The organism is Clostridium culturomicium, from assembly GCF_000821305.1.
Classification (GTDB): domain Bacteria; phylum Bacillota; class Clostridia; order Clostridiales; family Clostridiaceae; genus Clostridium_J; species Clostridium_J culturomicium.
The window spans coordinates 1,402,937-1,422,317 of record NZ_CCXK01000017.1 but is presented as its reverse complement, the minus strand read 5'-3'; the positions used below and the strand labels follow the sequence as shown (position 1 = coordinate 1,422,317).

The window sequence follows — 19,381 nt, the reverse complement described above, 5'->3', positions numbered from 1 at the left end:
CCTTAAAAAAGAGCATAAGGTGAACAAAAGTGATCCACTAACATTTCTTTAAAAAAGAACATAGGGTATTAAGTACCAAATGTTTTTTATAAATCCTACATAATTTACAAATTTATGCATCAAGGAGCGGCGGAATTAATTACCGTCGCTTCTTACTATATAGAAATTTTTATGAGGTGATTAAGATGACATTGAAAAAAATCGATATACACTTACATGTGGTTTTAGAACCTATGGGAGCGCTGCCTAACGGTATGTATTGTTCTCACTGTGGCGAAATGAAGGAATATATGGATAACAATAATGTTGAGATGGGGCTTCTTATGTCCGGCGGAGAAGGGGAAGATGTGCTTCTTGGTGGAAACAACGAAGTAAGAGCCATTGCTGAGAGATATCCGGAAACCTTTGCTTGGCTTTGTAATATCGACGCTATGGATGGTGAAGGACTGGAGGAGAGAATTCTTAAGTATAAAAGTCAGGGAGCTAAAGGTGTTGGGGAATTCATGACTAATTTAAGAATTGATGATCCTAGAATAGATGCGGTACTGGCTGCCTGTGAAAAAGCAGATATGCCAATATTATTTCACATGAGCCCAAAGGAGAATTATAACTATGGAATAGTTGATGAGCCTGGACTTCCTCTTCTTGAAAAGGCCTTAAAGAAGTATCCAAATTTAAAGTTTATTGGACATTCACAGCCTTTCTGGTATGAAATCAGTGGCGATGCCTCAACGGATTTTGAAGCAAGAAATGAATACCCAACAGGGAAGGTTGTCCCAGGCGGCAGAACTCCAGAGTTATTTGACAAGTATCCTAATCTTTACGGAGATTTATCAGCAAACAGTGCAGGCAATGCTTTAATGAGAGATCCAGAGTTTGGCTATGAATTTATTGAAAAAAATCAAGACAGACTTATGTTTGCAACGGATATGGTTAATGTTAATATGAGCTTTCCTCTAGGGAAATGGCTGGATGAAGCAGTGGCAGCAGGAAAAATCTCTGAAGAAGCCTACAGAAAAGTTTGCAGAGAAAATGCTATAAGGGTGTTTGGGTTAAAGGCATCATTATAAGTATATTTAAAGTTATTTTTAGGTTGGTTTAAGGTTGATAGCTTACAATGTAAGCAAAGTTTTAACCTAGTATTAAAGTATATTTTATTATATTTGTAAAAGAGTTAAGCTTAGTAAAATAAGTTTAACTCTTTTTTATATAAGTAACTATTAATATCTTAAAATATTTTAAGTAATTGTTTAAGGTATATTTTTATGGTATAATTCTCACGAAATAAAATAGAAATTTAGACTAATAGTATTGTAATTAAAAATGATTTAAAAATGTTTTCGTTGTTCATGAAAAACTAAAAAAGGAGATAGATGAATGGAATTCAAGGGAAAAGAACTTAGTGGAAAATACCTTAGTTGCATATATATTATATGTGTTATTTGTTCTGGTATGGTTGGTGAAATCCTAACATATAGAACCCCATGGACAATCACAGGGAGTATTGGTGGCATAATTCAAATGATAGCTGCTTTATCAATACCAATTATAGGAATGAGTATAGGGAAAAGTTTTATCAATGACGAAAGAGATTTTAAAGAATATTATAAGGATATATTTATAAGATATATAATTCCTTTTGGAATCTACTATGTGCTTCTTAAAATTTTATCTCTAGGACAGTATAAGGTGGTTGAAATCACAGGTACTATTCTAGGAATGTTTATTTTAGCGCCCTTTATTAAGGTATTACTTCAGAATTTAAATGAAAAGAAGTTAAAGTATTTAATAGGACTCATATTTGTTGGTAGTATAATTAATGTTTATTTTGAAATGTTCTGGATAGACATGACCATAGATTTTAGTGTTTTCTCTAGCTGGTTAGTATTTTGTGTTATTGGATATGTATTACCACAGATTAAGTCGAAGAAAACAAAGAAAAATATCTATACCTTAGGCTTATTAGCGGCAGCACTAACCTTTATGGTAAGAGCAGTTCCTATTGATACACAATTGTGGAGTGTATCTCCTACCATGATTTTATACAGTTCAGCTGTATTTTTATTTCTTATTAACTTTAAGTGGACAACCTTAGATAGAGTTAAGGTAATAAGAAAACCTGTTAATTTTATTAATAACCATAAAGTTGGAATATTTTTTGCGCATAATTTTATTATAGATAATATTTTATATGACAAATTAAATATAAGTGCTAACAGATTTAAGGTTGTTTTTGGTTCAGGAATAGTTTTAATTTCAGTTCTGGTACTGGGTGGTGCAATTGCAGCCTTAGTAGACTGGATAATATTAAAATATCAAGAAAGACTTATTAAGGCAGCTAGAGGTATTGTAAATAAGTTATCAGATATTAATTCTTATAAGCATTATCTAATATGGATTTTTGTATCTTTAGTTATAACTTTTATGGCTGAATCTCTTTTAAGGGAGGGTATGGAATATGCCCTTGATTTTGTACACTTTGTAAACCATAAAAAGTTTATTGCAAACTTTTTATTGGTGTTAGCTGGAACTTCACCTTGCTTATTGTTTAAAAGACACTACTTAGTTCTAGGATTATTATGTGAAGTTTTAGTAGGTTTTTCAGCTGCAAGTGCAGTGATGTACGGATTTAGGGGAACACCATTAACTTATTCAGATTTCTTTGCAATACAAGATGGACTAGCTATTGCTGGTGAATATGTATCAATGCCTATGATAGTTGCAGTAGTTGTAATATTAGCCATACTTATATTTATTAACGTAAGGCTGGCAAGGTATAAAGTAACAAGAAAATCTAAAATAAATTTATTTGGTATTGGAGTTATTTTAGTAGTATTTTTATTTGCAAAGGTTAATTTAAATTACGTGCTGAAGGAAGGAATACTAGATCCTGTAACTTGGGATATTAAGTATTCTTATAATCAAAACGGCTTCTACTTCTCTTTATACAACTCATATTTAGGATATAAAAGAGAAAAACCAGAATTATATAATGCTGAAAATATTGAAGCATTAAAAGAAAATATTCAAGTGCCAGGAAATAGTGAATTTGTATTAGGAGGCACAGGTGAAGAAGAAGGAGCAGGAAATGATCTTGAGAATACCACTTCCAAATCAGCAGAAGATCCTAATGTTATTATGATTCAGTTGGAATCTATCATGGATCCATTAACCTTTGAAGGTGTAAGTTTAACTGGAGATCCATTAAAGAATATTAGAGAAATATCAGAGAGAACAACTAGTGGTAAATTCTTTGTACCTTCTTACGGTGGTGGAACTGCAAGATCAGAATTTGAAGTTTTAACAGGAATGTCTCTAGATTATTTTTCTTCAGGAGAGCTTCCACACAATACTTATTTGAAGAAGGAATGTATAGAATCTATAGCTTATGTTTTAGATAGTGAAATATACGATAAAACATTGATTCACAATTATCAAGGAAGCTTTTATGAAAGAAATAAAGCTTATGAACATTTAGGGTTTGAAAGATATATTCCAATGGAGTATATGTACAATAGACAGTTTTGGGATGTTGAGTATCCAGAGGATCAATTAATATTAGATAATATTAAAGCTACCCTTGAAACAACAGAGAAAAGCGATTTTATATTTGCCATAGGTGTACAAACCCATGGATCTTATAAAACTGAATATGAAAGTGAAGACAGTGAAATTATTGTTACTGGAAGCTTAGATGAAATGTATATTAATCAGCTTCAAGATTATGTTGATGATTTAGTTATGGTAGACAGAATGGTAGCGGAACTAGTGGAGTATATTGATAATCTTGAGGAACCAACTATTCTGGCTATTTACTCAGATCATCTGCCTGCTTATGGACCAATAGGAGAGCAGTATTCACAAGAGGAACAGTATACAACGCAGTACTTTATCTATGACAATATGGGCTTTGAAAAAGATGATAGAGACATTGAAGCTTATGAATTAACTACAAGAATATTTGATATGTTAGGAGTACCTGGTGGTGTAATGAATCAGTTCCACAGAAATTATAAAGCTGATGAAGATTATCAGCAGAAGATGGAGTATCTTCAATATGATATGTTGGATGGAAAGAAATATATATATAACAAAACAACTCCTTACACTAGAACAAATATGAAGATGGGAATTAAGGAAATAACTATAGATGATGCGATTATTTCAGATGGAAGTATAGAGGTCATCGGGAAAAATTTTAATGAATTTAGCTGTATTTATGTGGATGGTAAGCCTGTTCCTACAGAGTATGTAGATGGAAATAAGCTTATTGGAGAACTTAGCAGCAGTAAAGCAACCAATATTAAAGTTCATCAATTGACAAGACGTAATAAATCCATTGGAGCAACAAAGGAATATGTAATTCCCAAATAAATAATAAGGAAATTAAATAGGAAGGCTAAAAATATTATATATGATTTTTAGCCTTCCTTAAATTTTCCTTAAATAATTTTACTCTAATGTATCCTTAAAAATATAATCCATAAATTGTTGTTTTGTTGTTTCTGCATCAAAGGTTAAATAATAAACTCCATCAATCATTTCACCTTCACAATACCCATCTAAAGGGAATCTTTGCTGCTCCAACTGACCTTCGAAGGAAGTTAAAGCTTTTGTACCAATTGAAAGTATTGTTGATGATGACATGTTTGTTTGGACATAAGGAAGCACTGTATCAAGGATACTTACATAAGAAGAAGCCGGCATTGACAAGGCTTTTGCAAATAAGCCTTCTAGTACTGTTCTTTGGCGTTCAGTTCTTTTGTAATCTCCACCTTCAGCATATCTGATTCTAGAGTAAGCTAAGGCTTGATCTCCAGTTAAAGTATAAGTACCAGCAGAACTTATTCCTGGAATATGTGATACCTCCTCATCAGTAATAGTAATGTCTACTCCACCTAGAGCGTCAATTATTATTGGTAGTGATGAAAAGTTAACAGTCATATAGTCTTCTATGTTTAACCCGAAGTTTTCATTTATTGTTTTTATTGCTAGTTGTGGACCACCAAAAGCATAAGCATGGTTAATTTTATCTAGACCACGGTCAGGAATATTAACATAAGAATCTCTCATTATAGATGTTAATTTAAGCTTTTTGTGGACAGGGTCAATAGTTGCAATCATTATGGAATCTGAACGACCATTTTCACCATCTGGTGCATCTACTCCAAAAAGAGCTATATTCTTTATTTTGTCAGTATTATTATAATTAGTACTTATATCTTGACTTATTCCTAAATCAGCTTTGTCAATTTCAACCTTATTCATCTTGCTAAGCTTGTTATGAATATAAAAATATCCACCAGAAAAAATAATGGCAATTACTACTAAAATTGAAATAAGTACTTTTGGCCATATTCTTTTTTTCTTTTTTCCTCTTTTTTCATGTTTACCCATTTAAAACACTTCCCCCATTAAATTTTAATGCGAATACTAGTTTATTCACAAATTATTACATAAAAGTTTAATTTTACATTTAGAGATAAAAGTAAAGTTTTATAATTATATTATACTATGTTTTTTCATCAGAGTATGACAATTATATTACAATTAAATATAAATCCATAATTATAATGTTGAATTTATAAAAAATTATGCATATTTAATTGAAAATAGGTAAAAAACTTGTAAATGTGATATAATTTAAATTGATTTTTAAATAATGAGTTAAATAAACTATATTAATTTGGAGGTTGTATGAGAAAACGAAGCAGTGTAATTTCTTGGATGTTATTTTTAGCAATTATATTCAATGTTATTTTACCAGTTAATGAAGTTAATGCAGTTTTTGCATATTCCCCATTAAAAGAGTCGGTTGCTGAAGGCCAAGGGAATGATGGTGATAAAACAGATAATATTAAAGGTGAAGAAAAAGGCGAAATAGGAGGTGGAACATCACAAAATGATTCTCAAGAAGAAAAAGAAAATATATCTCCAGAAGCTGGTGTAACTGGTGAAATAGGCGAAGAGGTTATTCCTGAAGAAGACAATGCGAATGTAGAAACAAGCGATAAAGAGATAGAAGATACGGAGAATTCTAAGGGGAATGGAGAACTAGAAAAAAACAAGGATAATTCCTCACAACTCGAATTAGAAAATGAAGTTGGGATTTTAGAGGGAAAATTATTAGATAATCCTATTAGTAATTGGTCTTTTAGCGGTGTAGTAGACTTTAATCGTGATGGTATTATTGATCAGATGGATTTGGCATTTGTTTCTGATGGATATAATACTCAAAAGGGGCAAAGCGGATATGTGGCAACAAAAGATTTAAATGGTGATGGTATTATTGATATTTATGATATGGTTAGAGTTGCGAATAAAATAGGGACAAGAGCGAAGATTGTAATTGATCCTGGTCATGGAGGAAAAGATCCAGGGGCAATAGGTCCAAATGGGCTTCAAGAAAAGGATGTTGTACTAAGTGTGGCGTTTAAGGTTCGTGATTTACTTGAAAGTTATGGTTATACAGTGATTTTGACAAGAACAACAGATGTATATTTATCACTTCAAGAAAGATGTGATATTGCCAATAATAATGATGCAGATTTATTTATTAGTATACATAATAATAGTTTCAGTGATCCGTCTGCAAATGGAACTGAAACCTTCAGCTATTTACCAAACGATGAAGGTGGACAAGTTGCCAAGGTAATGCAAAGTAAGCTTATTGCAGCATTGGGGCTTCGTAATAGAGGTCATAAGACATCAGATTTTTATGTGTTAAGAAATACAAATATGCCTGCAGTATTAACGGAATTAGCATTTATAAGCAATCCAAAAGAAGAGGCATTACTTAAAACAGATGAATTCCAGACAAAGGCAGCAAAAGCTATTGTAGATTCCATAATAGGATTTTAGTGAAAAGTTCTTTGATATAAAGTATGTTTATGTCAAAGAACTTTGTTTTTGCACAAAATTACTATATAGATGTTTTACAAACGTTTTTTTCTTTAAAAAAATAGCTTTATATGTTATAATTTGGTGTAAAATAGTAAATTTTAAGGGGGGACTATGGAAGAAGTATGAAGAATATAAAAAAACTTATAGCAATTCTGTTGATAGCAACAATATCATATCCCAATTTAGTGGTACATGGAGATGCAATAGAAGAAAGTAGTGTTAGAAATAATGTTCAGCAAGAGGTTAACATTAACTCATCTAAGGAAGATGTAGTTGATGATTCAAATAATCAAAATGGTGATATCTACGAGGAAAAGGATCAAAGCAATGAAGTGATTCCAGATGTAAACCAGGATAAGAATGAGGTAACTACTGAAGGTAATAATGGACAAGCCTCTTCGGAAGAAAGTAAAGAAAATCTAGAAACCCAACCGGAGGAGATTACTACAGAGTCTCAACTAGAAGAAAATAATACTGATACTAAGGTACAGCCTGAAGAGAAAGTAGAAGTAAATGCTTATGGTATAAAGAAGGGTGCCGTCTACAGTAAAGTTAAGATCGGTGATACTATGCTAAGATCTTTTTCATTTAGGAAAAGAAATGGTAATTTATCTCAAGAAGTTTCTGAAAAGCGTCAAGCAATTCTAGACTATGAAGTTTTAGTTCCAATGACGGATGCAGCTTTTGAAATTGCTTTAGCATATGAGGATGGCAGTTATACATATTTAGATAATTGCGATACTATGGAAGAAGCAATGAATGAAGTAGAGCAGTTACGGGATGAGTATGATAATTATTCTGTTATTCCAGTTGCAATAAGTGATGATGGACAAGTTGCTTATTCAACCAATTCTATGGGAAGAATGCTTCAGCACAGAGGTGGAGTAGCACAAGGAACAGCAGTAAGTGTTACAAATGTATACACTGATTCAAGTATGCGTAATGCATATACATATATTAGCATGGATTATGTTGATGATCTTCCGATAATTGAAGACAATGGTAAAAGTGCTAAGGTTAAAGTTAATGGATATGACGGATGGATAAATAGAGATGTATCCACTGGAAATTATGAAATGGTTGTTATGCCAATAAATCAAGTTACAAATCCTAGTTTTTATTATGTACAAAATGGAATGTTATATCATTATATTACAACTAATATGATTGGGTCACCAGTTGGGGTAAATGATACTGCAGGGAATCGCTTAAGGCTTGGTGTAGCACCTAGTTATTTAAGTCCGAATACTAAATACTTTAGTTATGATGGAAATTATTTTTATCAAGGAAGTACAGTTTTAGAAGGGTTGAATAAATTAGTCAATGACTTAAAGGAAAATAGTACAAGAAATGCGGTTAATCCCAATAATCCACATTATAATTACTATCAGTATATTCCTTTCAGAACGAGAAGTAATTATACGGCAGAAGAATTGGATAAGTTTATAAATGAAAATACAAAATCTACAAGCAAGCTTAGAGGTCTTGGTTCATATCTTATACAAGCACAAGAACAATATGGTGTTAATCCACTTGTAACACTTGGAGTTGCAATCAATGAATCAGCTTGGGGAGAATCTTATATAAGTCAAAGTAAAAATAATTTGTTTGGGTTAAATGCAGTAGATTCAGATCCGAGTGGACAAGCTACAACCTTCTCTCATCCAGGTGAAAGTGTTATTGAATTTGCAAAGAATTATATTTCACGTGGATATGCAGATCCAGCAGACTGGAGATATTATGGTGGATACGTTGGAAATAAAGCTTATGGAGCTAATGTTAAATATGCCTCTGATCCATTCTGGGGTGAAAAGGCTGCAAGACATGCATTCACTGTTGATTTAATTATTTCAGGAGGAAATATTAACAATTTAAGGGATTATAATGGTTATCAACTAGCCAAGTTTACAGGAACTAGTGAGGTAAGAAATTCTAGTGGAACTTTACTTTATAATATTGCACCATCAGTGATAACTACAGGAAAAGGTGGCTTTAAAGAAAATATAGTGGCTTTAAAGTTTACTGAAGGCACATCATCTGGAACTTATCAAATTTTTGCCGAAAGAGACACAGCTATAGGAAATGGTGGAAGTGCTAATAAGTATCATGGAAATTATAATTGGAATGATAATGGATATGTAAATACAGGAGCTCTTCAATTTATAAATACTCCTAAAAATTGTTTCATTCCCGGTTATGATAGAGCTGACATTTCTAAAAATGGAGTAGTTGAGGATGCAGATTTAAATGATGCAGCAGCTTCGTATAATCTTCAAAAGGGGAATAATGGCTATAAAGGGTATAAGGATGTAAATGAGGATGGAATTATAGATGTGTTTGATCTAGTGAATATATCTAAGAAACTGAAATAGTAACTGATAAATATAATATAAATCTGAAAGCTATGGTTTAATTAACATTGAACCATAGTTTTTTTTATTGTATAATTGTATTTCACGACATAATGTTTGAATATTTGAAGTATGTTGGTATGGTTTACCAAAATTCTACATGGATTCAAAGGTGTTTTTGTCATATAATATTAGTGGAAGTATCATGAGTTATTCTGCTCATGAATTAATTGTTTATATAAGTAGATGTAAATGGATTTTATAAGGAGACTCTACCTTGATTTTTTAGTGGAGTAAATTCATGCTAACCAAATTATGATTTGGACATTACTTAAAAATATAATTACTATAGGGGGTTACTATGGAAAAGAAAATTAGAAAAGCCATAATACCGGCAGCAGGACTTGGAACAAGATTTCTACCTGCAACCAAGGCACAGCCAAAGGAGATGCTTCCAATCGTTGATAAGCCAACACTTCAGTACATAATCGAAGAGTGTGTTGCATCAGGAATTGAAGAAATATTAATAATAACAGGAAGAAATAAAAAGAGTATAGAAGACCATTTTGATAAGTCAGTTGAACTTGAGCTTGAGCTTGAGAAATCAGGTAAAGAAGAAATGCTTAAAATGGTTAGAGATATTACAGATATGATAAACATCCACTTCATAAGACAAAAGGAGCCAAGAGGATTAGGACATGCAATCCACTGCGCTAAGACTTTCGTTGGGGATGAGCCATTTGCAGTTCTTTTAGGTGATGATATTGTTTATAACGATGAGAAGCCTTGCTTAAAGCAGCTTATTGACTGCTACAATGAGTGTGGAACTTCAGTTTTAGGAGTTCAAACTGTTGACAGAAGTCAGGTTAATAAATATGGTATCGTTGGCGGTGAGCAGGTAAGCGATAGAGTTTACAAGGTTTCTGATCTTGTTGAAAAGCCAAGGGTAGAGGAAGCTCCATCAAATGTTGCAATCCTTGGAAGATACATTATCACTCCTAGAATCTTCGAGATTCTTGAAACAACAGCTCCAGGCAAAGGAAATGAGATACAGCTTACAGATGCTCTTCTTACTTTAGTTAAGGAAGAAAGCATGTATGCTTATGACTTCGAAGGAAAAAGATATGATGCAGGAGATAAGCTTGGATATCTTCAAGCTACTGTTGAGTATGCACTTAGAAGACCAGATCTAAAAGATGATTTTATGGCATATCTTAAAACGATTGTTGAGTAATTAAAAATTTTAATGTGAAACTTCAATCCAGCTTACGAGCTGGATTTTTTTGTTAAATTTTATTTTTAATAAACCACCTTATTCATATATAAAAGATTAACTTAATCATTACTAAGAAGTTGTTAAAAGGGAAACACTAAATTGAATGGAGGATTTAAGCTGATAAATAAAAATAAATAATAATCTTCAATAAAATCAATAAAATCAATTGATTAAACATTAAAAATAGATAAAATATTATACTTATTCTGTCGATAAAACTGTTATATTATTATGCTAAAACAGTTTTGATATATTTAATTTAATATGGTTTAAATTAAGTAATACTAACATTTATTCTGTTATAGTTAAAAATAACTTTTTTCAAAAACAGATGGAAAACATATTGCAATCAATAATAATTATTGATAAGATATATATAGATGATATGAGAAATAATTTTGGAAAAGCAAGTTTATTATAAATGGAGGAGTAAAAATGGAACCTTTAAAATTAAGTGAAAATGTACATTGGATTGGAGTAGATAATCCAGAGCTAAGAGTGTTTGATATTATTATGGAGACAAAAATGGGAACAACTTATAATTCTTTTCTTATAGAAGATGAGAAGATTACCATTGTTGATACAGTTAAAGACGGATATTCTGAGAAGTTTTTAAATAATATAAAATCTATAATTGGAGATAAAAAAGTTGACTATATCGTTGTTCAGCATACAGAGCTTGATCATAGTGGATCTTTAAAGGAACTTCTTGAGGTTTATCCTGATGCTGTAGTTGTTGGTTCAAAGGCTGCCTTAAAGTACACAAGAGAAATTCTAAACAGAGAATTTAACTCAAAGGAAGCAGTGGGAGAACTTTCAATAGGTGAGAAAACTTTAAGATTTATCTCAGCACCTTTCTTACACTGGCCAGACAGTATTTTTACTTACTTAGTAGAGGAGAAAATTTTATTCACTTGTGATGTAATGGGATGCCACTACTCACCAAATGGATGCATCAGTGACAGATGCTCTTTAAATTATGATGAGGAAATGAAATATTATTATGATGTTATTATGGCACCTTTTGCAAAATACGTTAACATGGCTTTAGATAAAATTGATGCAGTGGAAACTACAATGATAGCTCCAAGCCATGGACCAGTACATATTGATGACATTGATAAATGCAAAAAGCTTTATAGAGAGTGGGCTAAACCTCACGTTATAGAAGAAAAGAACGTTCAGATTTTCTATATATCTGCTTATGGAAATACAGAGAAAATGGCAAACCACTTAAAGGAAACTATTGAGGCAGCGGGTATAAAAGCTGGCGTTCATGAAATCACATCAAAACCAATTTCAGAACTTGTGGCTTTAGTGGACGGAGCTAGCGGAATATTAGTTGGCTCTCCAACAATAAACCAAGATGCAGTAGAGCCAGCTTGGAATCTTCTTGCCCATGTAAGTGCCATTGTAAACAGAGGAAAAGCAGGAGCTGCCTTTGGTTCATACGGCTGGAGTGGTGAAGGTGTTGATATGTTAACAGATAGATTAAAACAACTTAAATTCAATACAATCCCAGGATTCAAATTTAACTTTGTACCAAGCCAAGAAGAATTACATCAGGGAGAAGAATTTGCAAAGGAATTTATAACACATTTAAAGTAGTTTAGAATGGGAAATCCAGCATAGCTGGATTTCTTTTTTTTTTGCACAATGCAAATAAATGTCCATATAGTGTATTAGAGTGGAGAGTTGGACGAGATAATAAGGGTAATTGATGGCTGTGCTGTAGCTTAGTTGGAGAAGTTGAAGATTAGGGAAGTTATATGAAAATGTAATTAAGCTTTATCATATTGATGATGTTGAAAGAGATAAGCTAAACATTAATGATGGAAAGTATTATGATGCTGATTTTACAAGAGACAAGCTTTGATAAAGATTAAATGAACACTTACTTAAGGAGGGATAGAGTATGAAAATTTTAGTTACTGGAGCAAAGGGGTTTATTGGTAGAAATTTAGTTGAAAGACTAAAGACTTTTAAAGAATATGAAGTAATTGAGATAGATAGAGATAACTCAAATGAAGAATTAGAGAAAGCAGTGTTAAAGGCTGATTTTATATTTCATCTTGCAGGGATAAACAGATCATTGATTGAAGAAGAATTTATGGAAGGAAACGTGAAGTTTACCAAGGACATTATTGAATTATTAATAAGTAATAAAAAAAATACACCTATATTGATGTCTTCATCTATTCAAGCAGAATTAGATAATCCTTATGGTGTAAGCAAGAAGGCAGCAGAACAGGTGTTATTAGAATACGGCATTAGAGCTAAAGCTAAGGTCTATGTCTATAGGCTTCAAAATGTTTTTGGAAAGTGGTGCAGACCAAACTATAATTCTGTAGTTGCAACCTTTTGCAACAACATTGCTAGAGGACAAGATATTTGGATTTCAGATATACACAAGGAGATAACCTTAGTTTATATAGATGATGTAGTTAAGTCCTTTATTCACACTATGAGATCAAATAGGACTACCAATGGTTATTTAACTATAAGTCCTGAATACAAGATAACTTTAGAAAGACTTATTGAGCTATTAAAGGATTTTAAATCAGGGAGAATTACATTGAGACTTCCGGATATGAGTGATGAATTTGTTGAAAAGCTATACAGCACCTATTTAAGTTATTTACCAGAAGATGATTTTAAGTATACTTTGGAAATGAAGAAGGATTACCGTGGGTCCTTTACAGAGTTTATTAAAAATCCTAGTATGGGGCAAATTTCTATAAATATATCAAGGCCAGGGATAACCAAGGGAAATCATTGGCATCACACAAAAGTGGAAAAGTTTCTAGTTGTAAGTGGAAGTGGCATTGTTAAATTTAGAAAAATCGGAGAGAAAGAGGTTATTGAGTATAAAGTTAGTGGCGAAAAACTTGAAGTTATTGATATTCCACCAGGATATACCCACAGTATTACCAATACAGGTACAGATAATATGGTGACAGTTATGTGGGCTAATGAAGTTTTTAATGAAGAAACACCAGATACAATATTTCAGGAGGTATAGCTATGAATAAGTTGAAAGTAATGACTATAATTGGAACACGACCGGAGATAATTAGATTATCTGCCTGTATAAAGGCTTGTGATAGATATTTTAATCATATCCTAGTTCATACAGGACAGAATTGGGACTATACCTTAAATGAAATTTTCTTTGAGGAACTAGAAATAAGAAAGCCAGATTATTTTTTTAATGTAGCAGGACAGCACCTAGGAGAAACCATGGGAAATATCCTTGCTAAGTCCTATGAGGTTATGGAAAAGGAAAAGCCAGACGCCTTATTAATTTTAGGAGATACAAACTCAGCTTTATCTGCAATTTCAGCTAAGAGGTTGAAGATTCCTATTTTTCATATGGAGGCAGGAAACAGATGCTGGGATTGGAACTGCAGTGAAATGATAAATAGGAAAATTGTTGATCATATTTCTGATATAAATTTGCCATATACTGAACATTCAAGAAGATATCTATTATCAGAGGGAATAGACGGTAAAACTATTTTTGTTACAGGTTCCCCAATGAAGGAAGTTTTAACTAATAATATTCATAAAATTAATGAAAGCCATGCTTTACAGGAACTGGGCCTAAAGAAAAATAAGTATATTCTTGTTTCAGCTCACAGAGAAGAAAATATTGATAATGAGGATAATTTTATAAGTCTTATGACAGCTATAAATCATGTGGCAGAATACTATGAGATGCCTGTTATTTACTCAACCCATCCTCGTTCAAGGAAATTCATTGAAAAGCGTAATTTCACTTTTCATCCTTTAGTTAGAAGTATGGAGCCCTTTGGATTTATAGATTACAACAATCTTCAAATGAATAGCTACTGTGTTCTGTCAGATAGTGGAACTCTGTCAGAGGAATCAGCAATTCTTAGTTTTCCTGCGGTGCTTATAAGAACATCCACTGAGCGTCCTGAAGTTTTAGATAAGGGCACCATTATAATAGGTGGTATAAGGGAGAAGGATATTGAACAAGCCATAGATATGGCTGTGTTAATGAAAGAAAATGAAGAAGAAACTTCTGAAGTTCAAGATTATAAAGATACTAATGTATCAATAAAGGTTGTTAAGCTCATTGAAAGCTATACAAAGATAGTAAATATAACAACTTGGAGAAAGTCTGAAAGTTAATCTTAACTGTAACCCAGATGAAAGGGGTACTAAGAAGCTAGATGCTATTTCAGATAAAACAAAGAAAGCACGGGTATCAAGTTAATTTTATAGCTTTAATCCACATATGTAGATACTTTGTAGGCACTTTGACAATGAAAATCCACAGATGATGAACCATTAATATTTTCATGTATAGCATTAATAAATATCACAATGCATTGTTCATATCATATACTGTATTGATAGGAACAAACAATAAAGGAGGTAAAGGTCATAGAAAGGACACGAGAGAATCAAGATTATGGAGTATACAGTAATAATGAGATAGATAAGAGTATATTTGACATTATGAGAATTTTTAAAAAAAGGTGGAAAATAATTTTGGCTTTTACCCTTGCTATATCAGTAGGAATATTCTTAATGACAATTATTTTTATAAAGCCACAATATGAAGCAACAACTAAGATGTTTATTGGTAAGGATACAAACCTTAGTGAGGGATACGACAGCAATGATATAAATCTATATCAGCAGCTTTCAAAAACTTACTCAGAGCTAATAGAATCTAGAAATACAATAATTAGTGCAATAGAGTTAGCTGGTATAGATAAAAGTCCAGAAGAGGTAAGTAAGAATCTGAATGTGGTTTCTATGGAAGGCACTCAGATTATTAAAATCAGTTATAGAAGTGAAGATCCAGAGGATACATTTAATTTTATAAATTCTATAAGTGATGAATTTATACAGAGAGCAGCATATTTAATTCCTAATGTTAATATACAGGTATTAGAAAATGCTATATATCCTGAAAAGTCAGTCAGCCCTAATATTCCATTAACCATAGTTATATCAGTTTTCATGGGAATGATTATTGGAATTGGTGTTTCTACTTTGTTTGAAATGATAGATAGCACCTACAAAGGAAAGGATCAGTTAGAGGAGGAATTTAGAATACCTGTAATAGGGGAAATACCTAAATTTAGGGAAGATAAGAAAAGCTAAGGAGTATGAATGAAATGTGAAATAATAGGAGGTGAAAAGGTGCTTATAATGGAAGAATACCCAATGTCTAGTGTGGCTGAAGCCTACAGAATATTAAGAACTAATTTGCAGTATTCATCCTTTAATGGGCAATATAAGGTAATAGTAATTACTAGTGCAAACCCACAGGAAGGAAAGAGTACTACAGCTGTTAATATAGCCTTAGCCTTGGCTCAAGCTGAGAAGAAGGTCATATTAATAGATTGTGATTTGAGGAAGCCAACACTAAATAAAAGGTTTAACATGTCAAATATTACAGGGTTATCAGAGTTAGTTATTTCTAGAGCTTCTAAAGCTACAATAGGAGAGGTTTATAACGAAAATTTAACAGTACTAACTTCAGGAAGAATTCCACCTAATCCTTCAGAAATTCTTGGCTCCAAGTATATGTCCAGCTTAATATATGCACTACGAAGTGTATATGATTATATAATTTTAGATGCACCGCCAGTACAAGTAGTTACTGATGCTCAGGTTTTATCAGCAAAAGCTGATGGAACTATATTAGTAGTTAAGGCCGAAGTTACTAAAAAGAGCTCGGTACATAACGCTATAAATATGCTTAGAAAGGTCAATGCAAATATTATAGGTATTGTACTAAATGAAGTTGAGAAGAAGGAAAGCCATTACTATCAGGATATAGAAGAGGAATAAAGTACATCCTTCAAGGTAGCGTTATGCATTTTGGAGAGGATGATAATGAAAAAGAATTCTATGAGGGAAAAAAAGAATTTAGATAAATCATTATATGAATATATAGAAAAAGATATAAATTTAAATAGATATATTAAGCTTAAGAGAGTATTTGATATTATATGTAGCTTAGTATTGTTAATAATTACAAGTCCTATTTTACTGGGGTCCCTTATTATTGTTTATCTACAAGATTTTAAAAATCCAATATTCTCACAGGTGAGAGTTGGAGCAAACAATAAAGAATATATTTTATATAAGATTAGGTCTATGATCCATAATGCTGAACAATATGGAATAAAGTGGGCTAGTAAGGATGATACAAGAATAACCTTGTTTGGAAAATTCATTAGAAGATTTAGGATAGATGAATTGCCACAGCTGATTAATGTAATACAAGGTAATATGAGTATTATTGGGCCTAGGCCTGAATTGGAGTTTTTTTACCATGAATTTGAAAAAACTATACCAAACTATAGAGATAGATTAATGGTAAAACCGGGAATCACAGGGTGGGCCCAAGTTAGTGGAGGATATAATCTAATGCCAGAGGAAAAGCTTGCATTAGATTTATATTATATAAGGAATATTGGCTATGACATGGATATGAAAATTATATTGAAAACTATAATTGTTATATTTACAGGTAATGGAGCAAGGTAACTTTTGCAGGCTTTAAAACTAGGAGGAATGGTTATGAAGCTAGTAATTGTAAGTGAGTTTTTTTATCCATATAGGACAGGCACTCAGAGAATACTAACTGAATTGGCTGAGGATCTAGTTGAGTACGGATTAAATATAGATGTTTTAACAACTAAAAATTCATATAGAGAAGAGAGAAAAAAGGTATTAAAGCGGGAAGAGTATAAGGGCATAAATATAAAAAGGATTTTTTCTACTAATAGAGATAGAAATAAAAAGATTGGAAGAATACTCAACTATATAACCTTTGTAATAAGTGTATTTTTCAATCTGTTGATTAAAAGGGATTATGATAAAATTTTACTAGTTTCTAATCCTCCTTTAGTACCATATATAGGATATTTAATGAAGAAAATAAGAGGAAAGAATTTTATTTATTTAGTTCATGATGTATATCCGGATGTAGCAGAAAAATTAGGCGTAATAAAGAAGGATAGTATTATTTCTAAAGCAATGAATTATGTTAATAATAAGGTTTATAAAAATGCAGAGAAAGTTATTGTATTGGGACAGGATATGAAAAAGGTTATAGAATCTAAGGGTACGCCTTCAAATAGAATAGAAATTATAACTAACTGGTCTGATTCAAAGGTAATATATGAAAAGGAAGTTGAGCCTGGTTTTAGTAAAGCATATGAAATGATGGACAAGCTTAATGTTTTATATACAGGTAATATTAGTGAAGTTCATGATATAGAGACTATTGTTGATGTTGCTAGAAAACTGAAGGATGATGAAAACATCAAGTTTACTTTTGTTGGAGATGGAAAGAAAAAGCCGTATATATTAGAGGTAATTAAGAATGAAGGCTTAAATAATGTTCAAGTATTAGATTATGTATTTGGTGAAGAGTATAATAGTTTGTTAAATTGTGCCAATGCCTTTATTGTATCCTTAGGTAAAGGCATTGAAGGGCTTGGGGTGCCATCGAAAACCTACAGCTATATGGCTGCTGGAAAACCTATAATAGCTATCATGACTAGAAGTTGTGAGATAGGAAATATGGTTTATGAAGAAAATTTGGGAATACAAGTTGAATCCGGAAATTCTAAAGATATAGTTAGTTTTATTTATGACATTAAAAAGAATATGTGCTTATATGAGGAGATATCCAACAATGTAAGAAGGGTATTCAAAGACAAGTATGAAAGACGGATAGTCACTAAGAAATTTTATAATGCAATCATGAATGATTATAAAGACATCTAAAAGCTAAAGTTTTAATAACTGTTAGATTATAAAGGGGATTTAAATATGTTTAAGGGAAAGACACTGCTAATTACTGGAGGTACAGGTTCCTTTGGGAATGCAGTTTTAGATAGATTTATAAATACAGATATTGGGGAGATAAGAATTTTTTCTAGAGATGAAAAAAAGCAGGATGATATGAGAAAAAAGTATAACAATGATAAAATCAAGTTTTATATTGGCGATGTGAGAGATATTGAAAGCTTAAGGACAGTTATATATGGTGTTGATTATATATTTCATGCTGCTGCTTTAAAACAGGTTCCAAGTTGCGAATTTTTTCCACTTGAGGCTGTTAAGACTAATGTACTTGGAACCAACAATATGCTGACAACAGCAATTGAGGCTGGAGTTAAGAAGGTAGTGTGTTTATCTACAGATAAGGCTGCTTACCCAGTAAATGCTATGGGAACTTCCAAAGCTATGATGGAAAAGGTTTTTGTGGCAAAGTCTAGAACCATTTCTCCAGATAAAACCTTAATTTGTGGAACAAGGTATGGAAATGTTATGTGTTCAAGGGGATCAGTAATACCTTTATTTATAGAGCAGATTAAAGCAGGAAAACAGCTCACAATAACAGATCCTAATATGACTAGATTTATAATGAGTTTAGAGGAAGCTATTGATCTTGTGATGTTTGCCTTTGAAAATGCTGAAAGTGGAGATATTATGGTTCAAAAATCACCAGCTTGTACAATAGGTGTTCTAGCACAAGCTCTAAAGGAGCTTTTTAACGTAGATAATGAAATAAAAATAATTGGAATTCGTCATGGTGAGAAGCTTTATGAAACACTATTGACTAATGAGGAATGTGCAAAGGCCATTGATATGGGAAGTTTTTATAGGGTTCCAGCAGATAAAAGAGATTTAAATTATGAAAAATATTTCACATGTGGAGATGAAGAAAGGATAAAGCTAGCAGAATATACCTCTAATAGTACAGAACGCCTTGATATAGAAGGTGTGAAGGCAAAGCTTTTGACTTTAAAGTATATAAGAGAAGAAATTGAGAAATTTAGGCGGTAAA

General features: G+C 32.0%; 14 protein-coding genes. 13 read left to right on the top strand and 1 reads right to left on the bottom strand.

The features are described 5' to 3' along the window. Positions 1-185: 185 nt before the first annotated feature. Together BN1075_RS19155 and BN1075_RS19150 are read left to right on the top strand one after the other, a co-directional pair. Positions 186-1,070: an amidohydrolase family protein gene (locus BN1075_RS19155; RefSeq protein ID WP_235777836.1), complete on the top strand. Its 885-nt coding sequence runs from the start codon at positions 186-188 to the stop codon at positions 1,068-1,070. A gap of 307 nt (positions 1,071-1,377) precedes the next feature. Next, positions 1,378-4,374: a sulfatase-like hydrolase/transferase gene (locus BN1075_RS19150; protein ID WP_040194923.1), complete on the top strand. Its 2,997-nt coding sequence runs from the start codon at positions 1,378-1,380 to the stop codon at positions 4,372-4,374. 78 nt (positions 4,375-4,452) lie between these two features. Here the strand turns inward: BN1075_RS19150 and BN1075_RS19145 are convergent, their stop codons facing one another. Further along, positions 4,453-5,397, bottom strand: coding sequence for an LCP family protein (locus tag BN1075_RS19145; protein WP_040194922.1), 945 nt, complete (start codon positions 5,395-5,397; stop codon positions 4,453-4,455). A 300-nt stretch (positions 5,398-5,697) separates the two neighbouring features. Here BN1075_RS19145 and BN1075_RS20980 point away from each other — a divergent pair, with 300 nt between their 5' ends. The 11 genes from BN1075_RS20980 to BN1075_RS19090 all read left to right on the top strand — a co-directional run bounded on the left by BN1075_RS20980 (position 5,698) and on the right by BN1075_RS19090 (position 19,380). After that, positions 5,698-6,861 carry an N-acetylmuramoyl-L-alanine amidase gene (locus tag BN1075_RS20980; RefSeq protein ID WP_052406645.1) on the top strand — a complete coding sequence of 388 codons (1,164 nt, stop codon included), beginning with the start codon at positions 5,698-5,700 and terminating at the stop codon, positions 6,859-6,861. 164 nt (positions 6,862-7,025) lie between these two features. Beyond that, the gene (locus tag BN1075_RS20975) at positions 7,026-9,275 is read left to right on the top strand and encodes a glucosaminidase domain-containing protein (protein WP_052406644.1); all 2,250 of its coding nucleotides are present in this window, start codon (positions 7,026-7,028) and stop codon (positions 9,273-9,275) included. Between the two features lie 340 nt (positions 9,276-9,615). Beyond that, positions 9,616-10,488 carry a UTP--glucose-1-phosphate uridylyltransferase GalU gene (gene galU, locus BN1075_RS19130; RefSeq protein WP_040194921.1) on the top strand — a complete coding sequence of 291 codons (873 nt, stop codon included), beginning with the start codon at positions 9,616-9,618 and terminating at the stop codon, positions 10,486-10,488. 477 nt (positions 10,489-10,965) lie between these two features. Further along, positions 10,966-12,138, top strand: coding sequence for an FprA family A-type flavoprotein (locus BN1075_RS19125; protein WP_040194920.1), 1,173 nt, complete (start codon positions 10,966-10,968; stop codon positions 12,136-12,138). A gap of 307 nt (positions 12,139-12,445) precedes the next feature. Beyond that, a complete protein-coding gene (locus BN1075_RS19120; protein WP_040194919.1) occupies positions 12,446-13,552 on the top strand; it encodes a polysaccharide biosynthesis C-terminal domain-containing protein in 1,107 nt (368 codons plus the stop codon). Between the two features lie 2 nt (positions 13,553-13,554). Next, entirely contained in the window at positions 13,555-14,688 is a 1,134-nt protein-coding gene (gene wecB / locus BN1075_RS19115) for a non-hydrolyzing UDP-N-acetylglucosamine 2-epimerase (RefSeq protein WP_040194918.1), read from the top strand. Positions 14,689-15,018: 330 nt separating this feature from the next. Further along, positions 15,019-15,672, top strand: a complete 654-nt coding sequence (locus tag BN1075_RS19110) for a YveK family protein (RefSeq protein WP_042387467.1) — start codon at positions 15,019-15,021, stop codon at positions 15,670-15,672. A 9-nt stretch (positions 15,673-15,681) separates the two neighbouring features. Next, positions 15,682-16,365 (top strand): CpsD/CapB family tyrosine-protein kinase, encoded by a 684-nt coding sequence (locus BN1075_RS19105; RefSeq protein ID WP_040194916.1) that lies wholly within the window; start codon positions 15,682-15,684, stop codon positions 16,363-16,365. Positions 16,366-16,410: 45 nt separating this feature from the next. Next, the gene (locus BN1075_RS19100) at positions 16,411-17,067 is read left to right on the top strand and encodes a sugar transferase (RefSeq protein ID WP_197072347.1); all 657 of its coding nucleotides are present in this window, start codon (positions 16,411-16,413) and stop codon (positions 17,065-17,067) included. 33 nt (positions 17,068-17,100) lie between these two features. Continuing rightward, the gene (locus BN1075_RS19095; protein WP_040194915.1) at positions 17,101-18,315 is read left to right on the top strand and encodes a glycosyltransferase family 4 protein; all 1,215 of its coding nucleotides are present in this window, start codon (positions 17,101-17,103) and stop codon (positions 18,313-18,315) included. A 45-nt stretch (positions 18,316-18,360) separates the two neighbouring features. Then, positions 18,361-19,380, top strand: a complete 1,020-nt coding sequence (locus BN1075_RS19090; protein WP_040194914.1) for a polysaccharide biosynthesis protein — start codon at positions 18,361-18,363, stop codon at positions 19,378-19,380. Position 19,381 lies beyond the last annotated feature (1 nt).

Bases quoted from the DNA above. Each gene is read 5' to 3' on its own strand.
- BN1075_RS19120 (WP_040194919.1), top strand. From the start codon at position 12,446: ATGAAAATTTTAGTTACTGGAGCAAAGGGGTTTATTGGTAGAAATTTA.
- BN1075_RS19150 (WP_040194923.1), top strand. From the start codon at position 1,378: ATGGAATTCAAGGGAAAAGAACTTAGTGGAAAATACCTTAGTTGCATA.
- BN1075_RS19090 (WP_040194914.1), top strand. From the start codon at position 18,361: ATGTTTAAGGGAAAGACACTGCTAATTACTGGAGGTACAGGTTCCTTT.
- BN1075_RS19125 (WP_040194920.1), top strand. From the start codon at position 10,966: ATGGAACCTTTAAAATTAAGTGAAAATGTACATTGGATTGGAGTAGAT.
- galU (WP_040194921.1), top strand. From the start codon at position 9,616: ATGGAAAAGAAAATTAGAAAAGCCATAATACCGGCAGCAGGACTTGGA.
- BN1075_RS19105 (WP_040194916.1), top strand. From the start codon at position 15,682: ATGAAATGTGAAATAATAGGAGGTGAAAAGGTGCTTATAATGGAAGAA.
- BN1075_RS19110 (WP_042387467.1), top strand. From the start codon at position 15,019: ATGAGAATTTTTAAAAAAAGGTGGAAAATAATTTTGGCTTTTACCCTT.
- BN1075_RS19095 (WP_040194915.1), top strand. From the start codon at position 17,101: ATGAAGCTAGTAATTGTAAGTGAGTTTTTTTATCCATATAGGACAGGC.
- wecB (WP_040194918.1), top strand. From the start codon at position 13,555: ATGAATAAGTTGAAAGTAATGACTATAATTGGAACACGACCGGAGATA.
- BN1075_RS20980 (WP_052406645.1), top strand. From the start codon at position 5,698: ATGAGAAAACGAAGCAGTGTAATTTCTTGGATGTTATTTTTAGCAATT.
- BN1075_RS19155 (WP_235777836.1), top strand. From the start codon at position 186: ATGACATTGAAAAAAATCGATATACACTTACATGTGGTTTTAGAACCT.
- BN1075_RS19145 (WP_040194922.1), bottom strand. From the start codon at position 5,397: ATGGGTAAACATGAAAAAAGAGGAAAAAAGAAAAAAAGAATATGGCCA.
- BN1075_RS20975 (WP_052406644.1), top strand. From the start codon at position 7,026: ATGAAGAATATAAAAAAACTTATAGCAATTCTGTTGATAGCAACAATA.
- BN1075_RS19100 (WP_197072347.1), top strand. From the start codon at position 16,411: ATGAAAAAGAATTCTATGAGGGAAAAAAAGAATTTAGATAAATCATTA.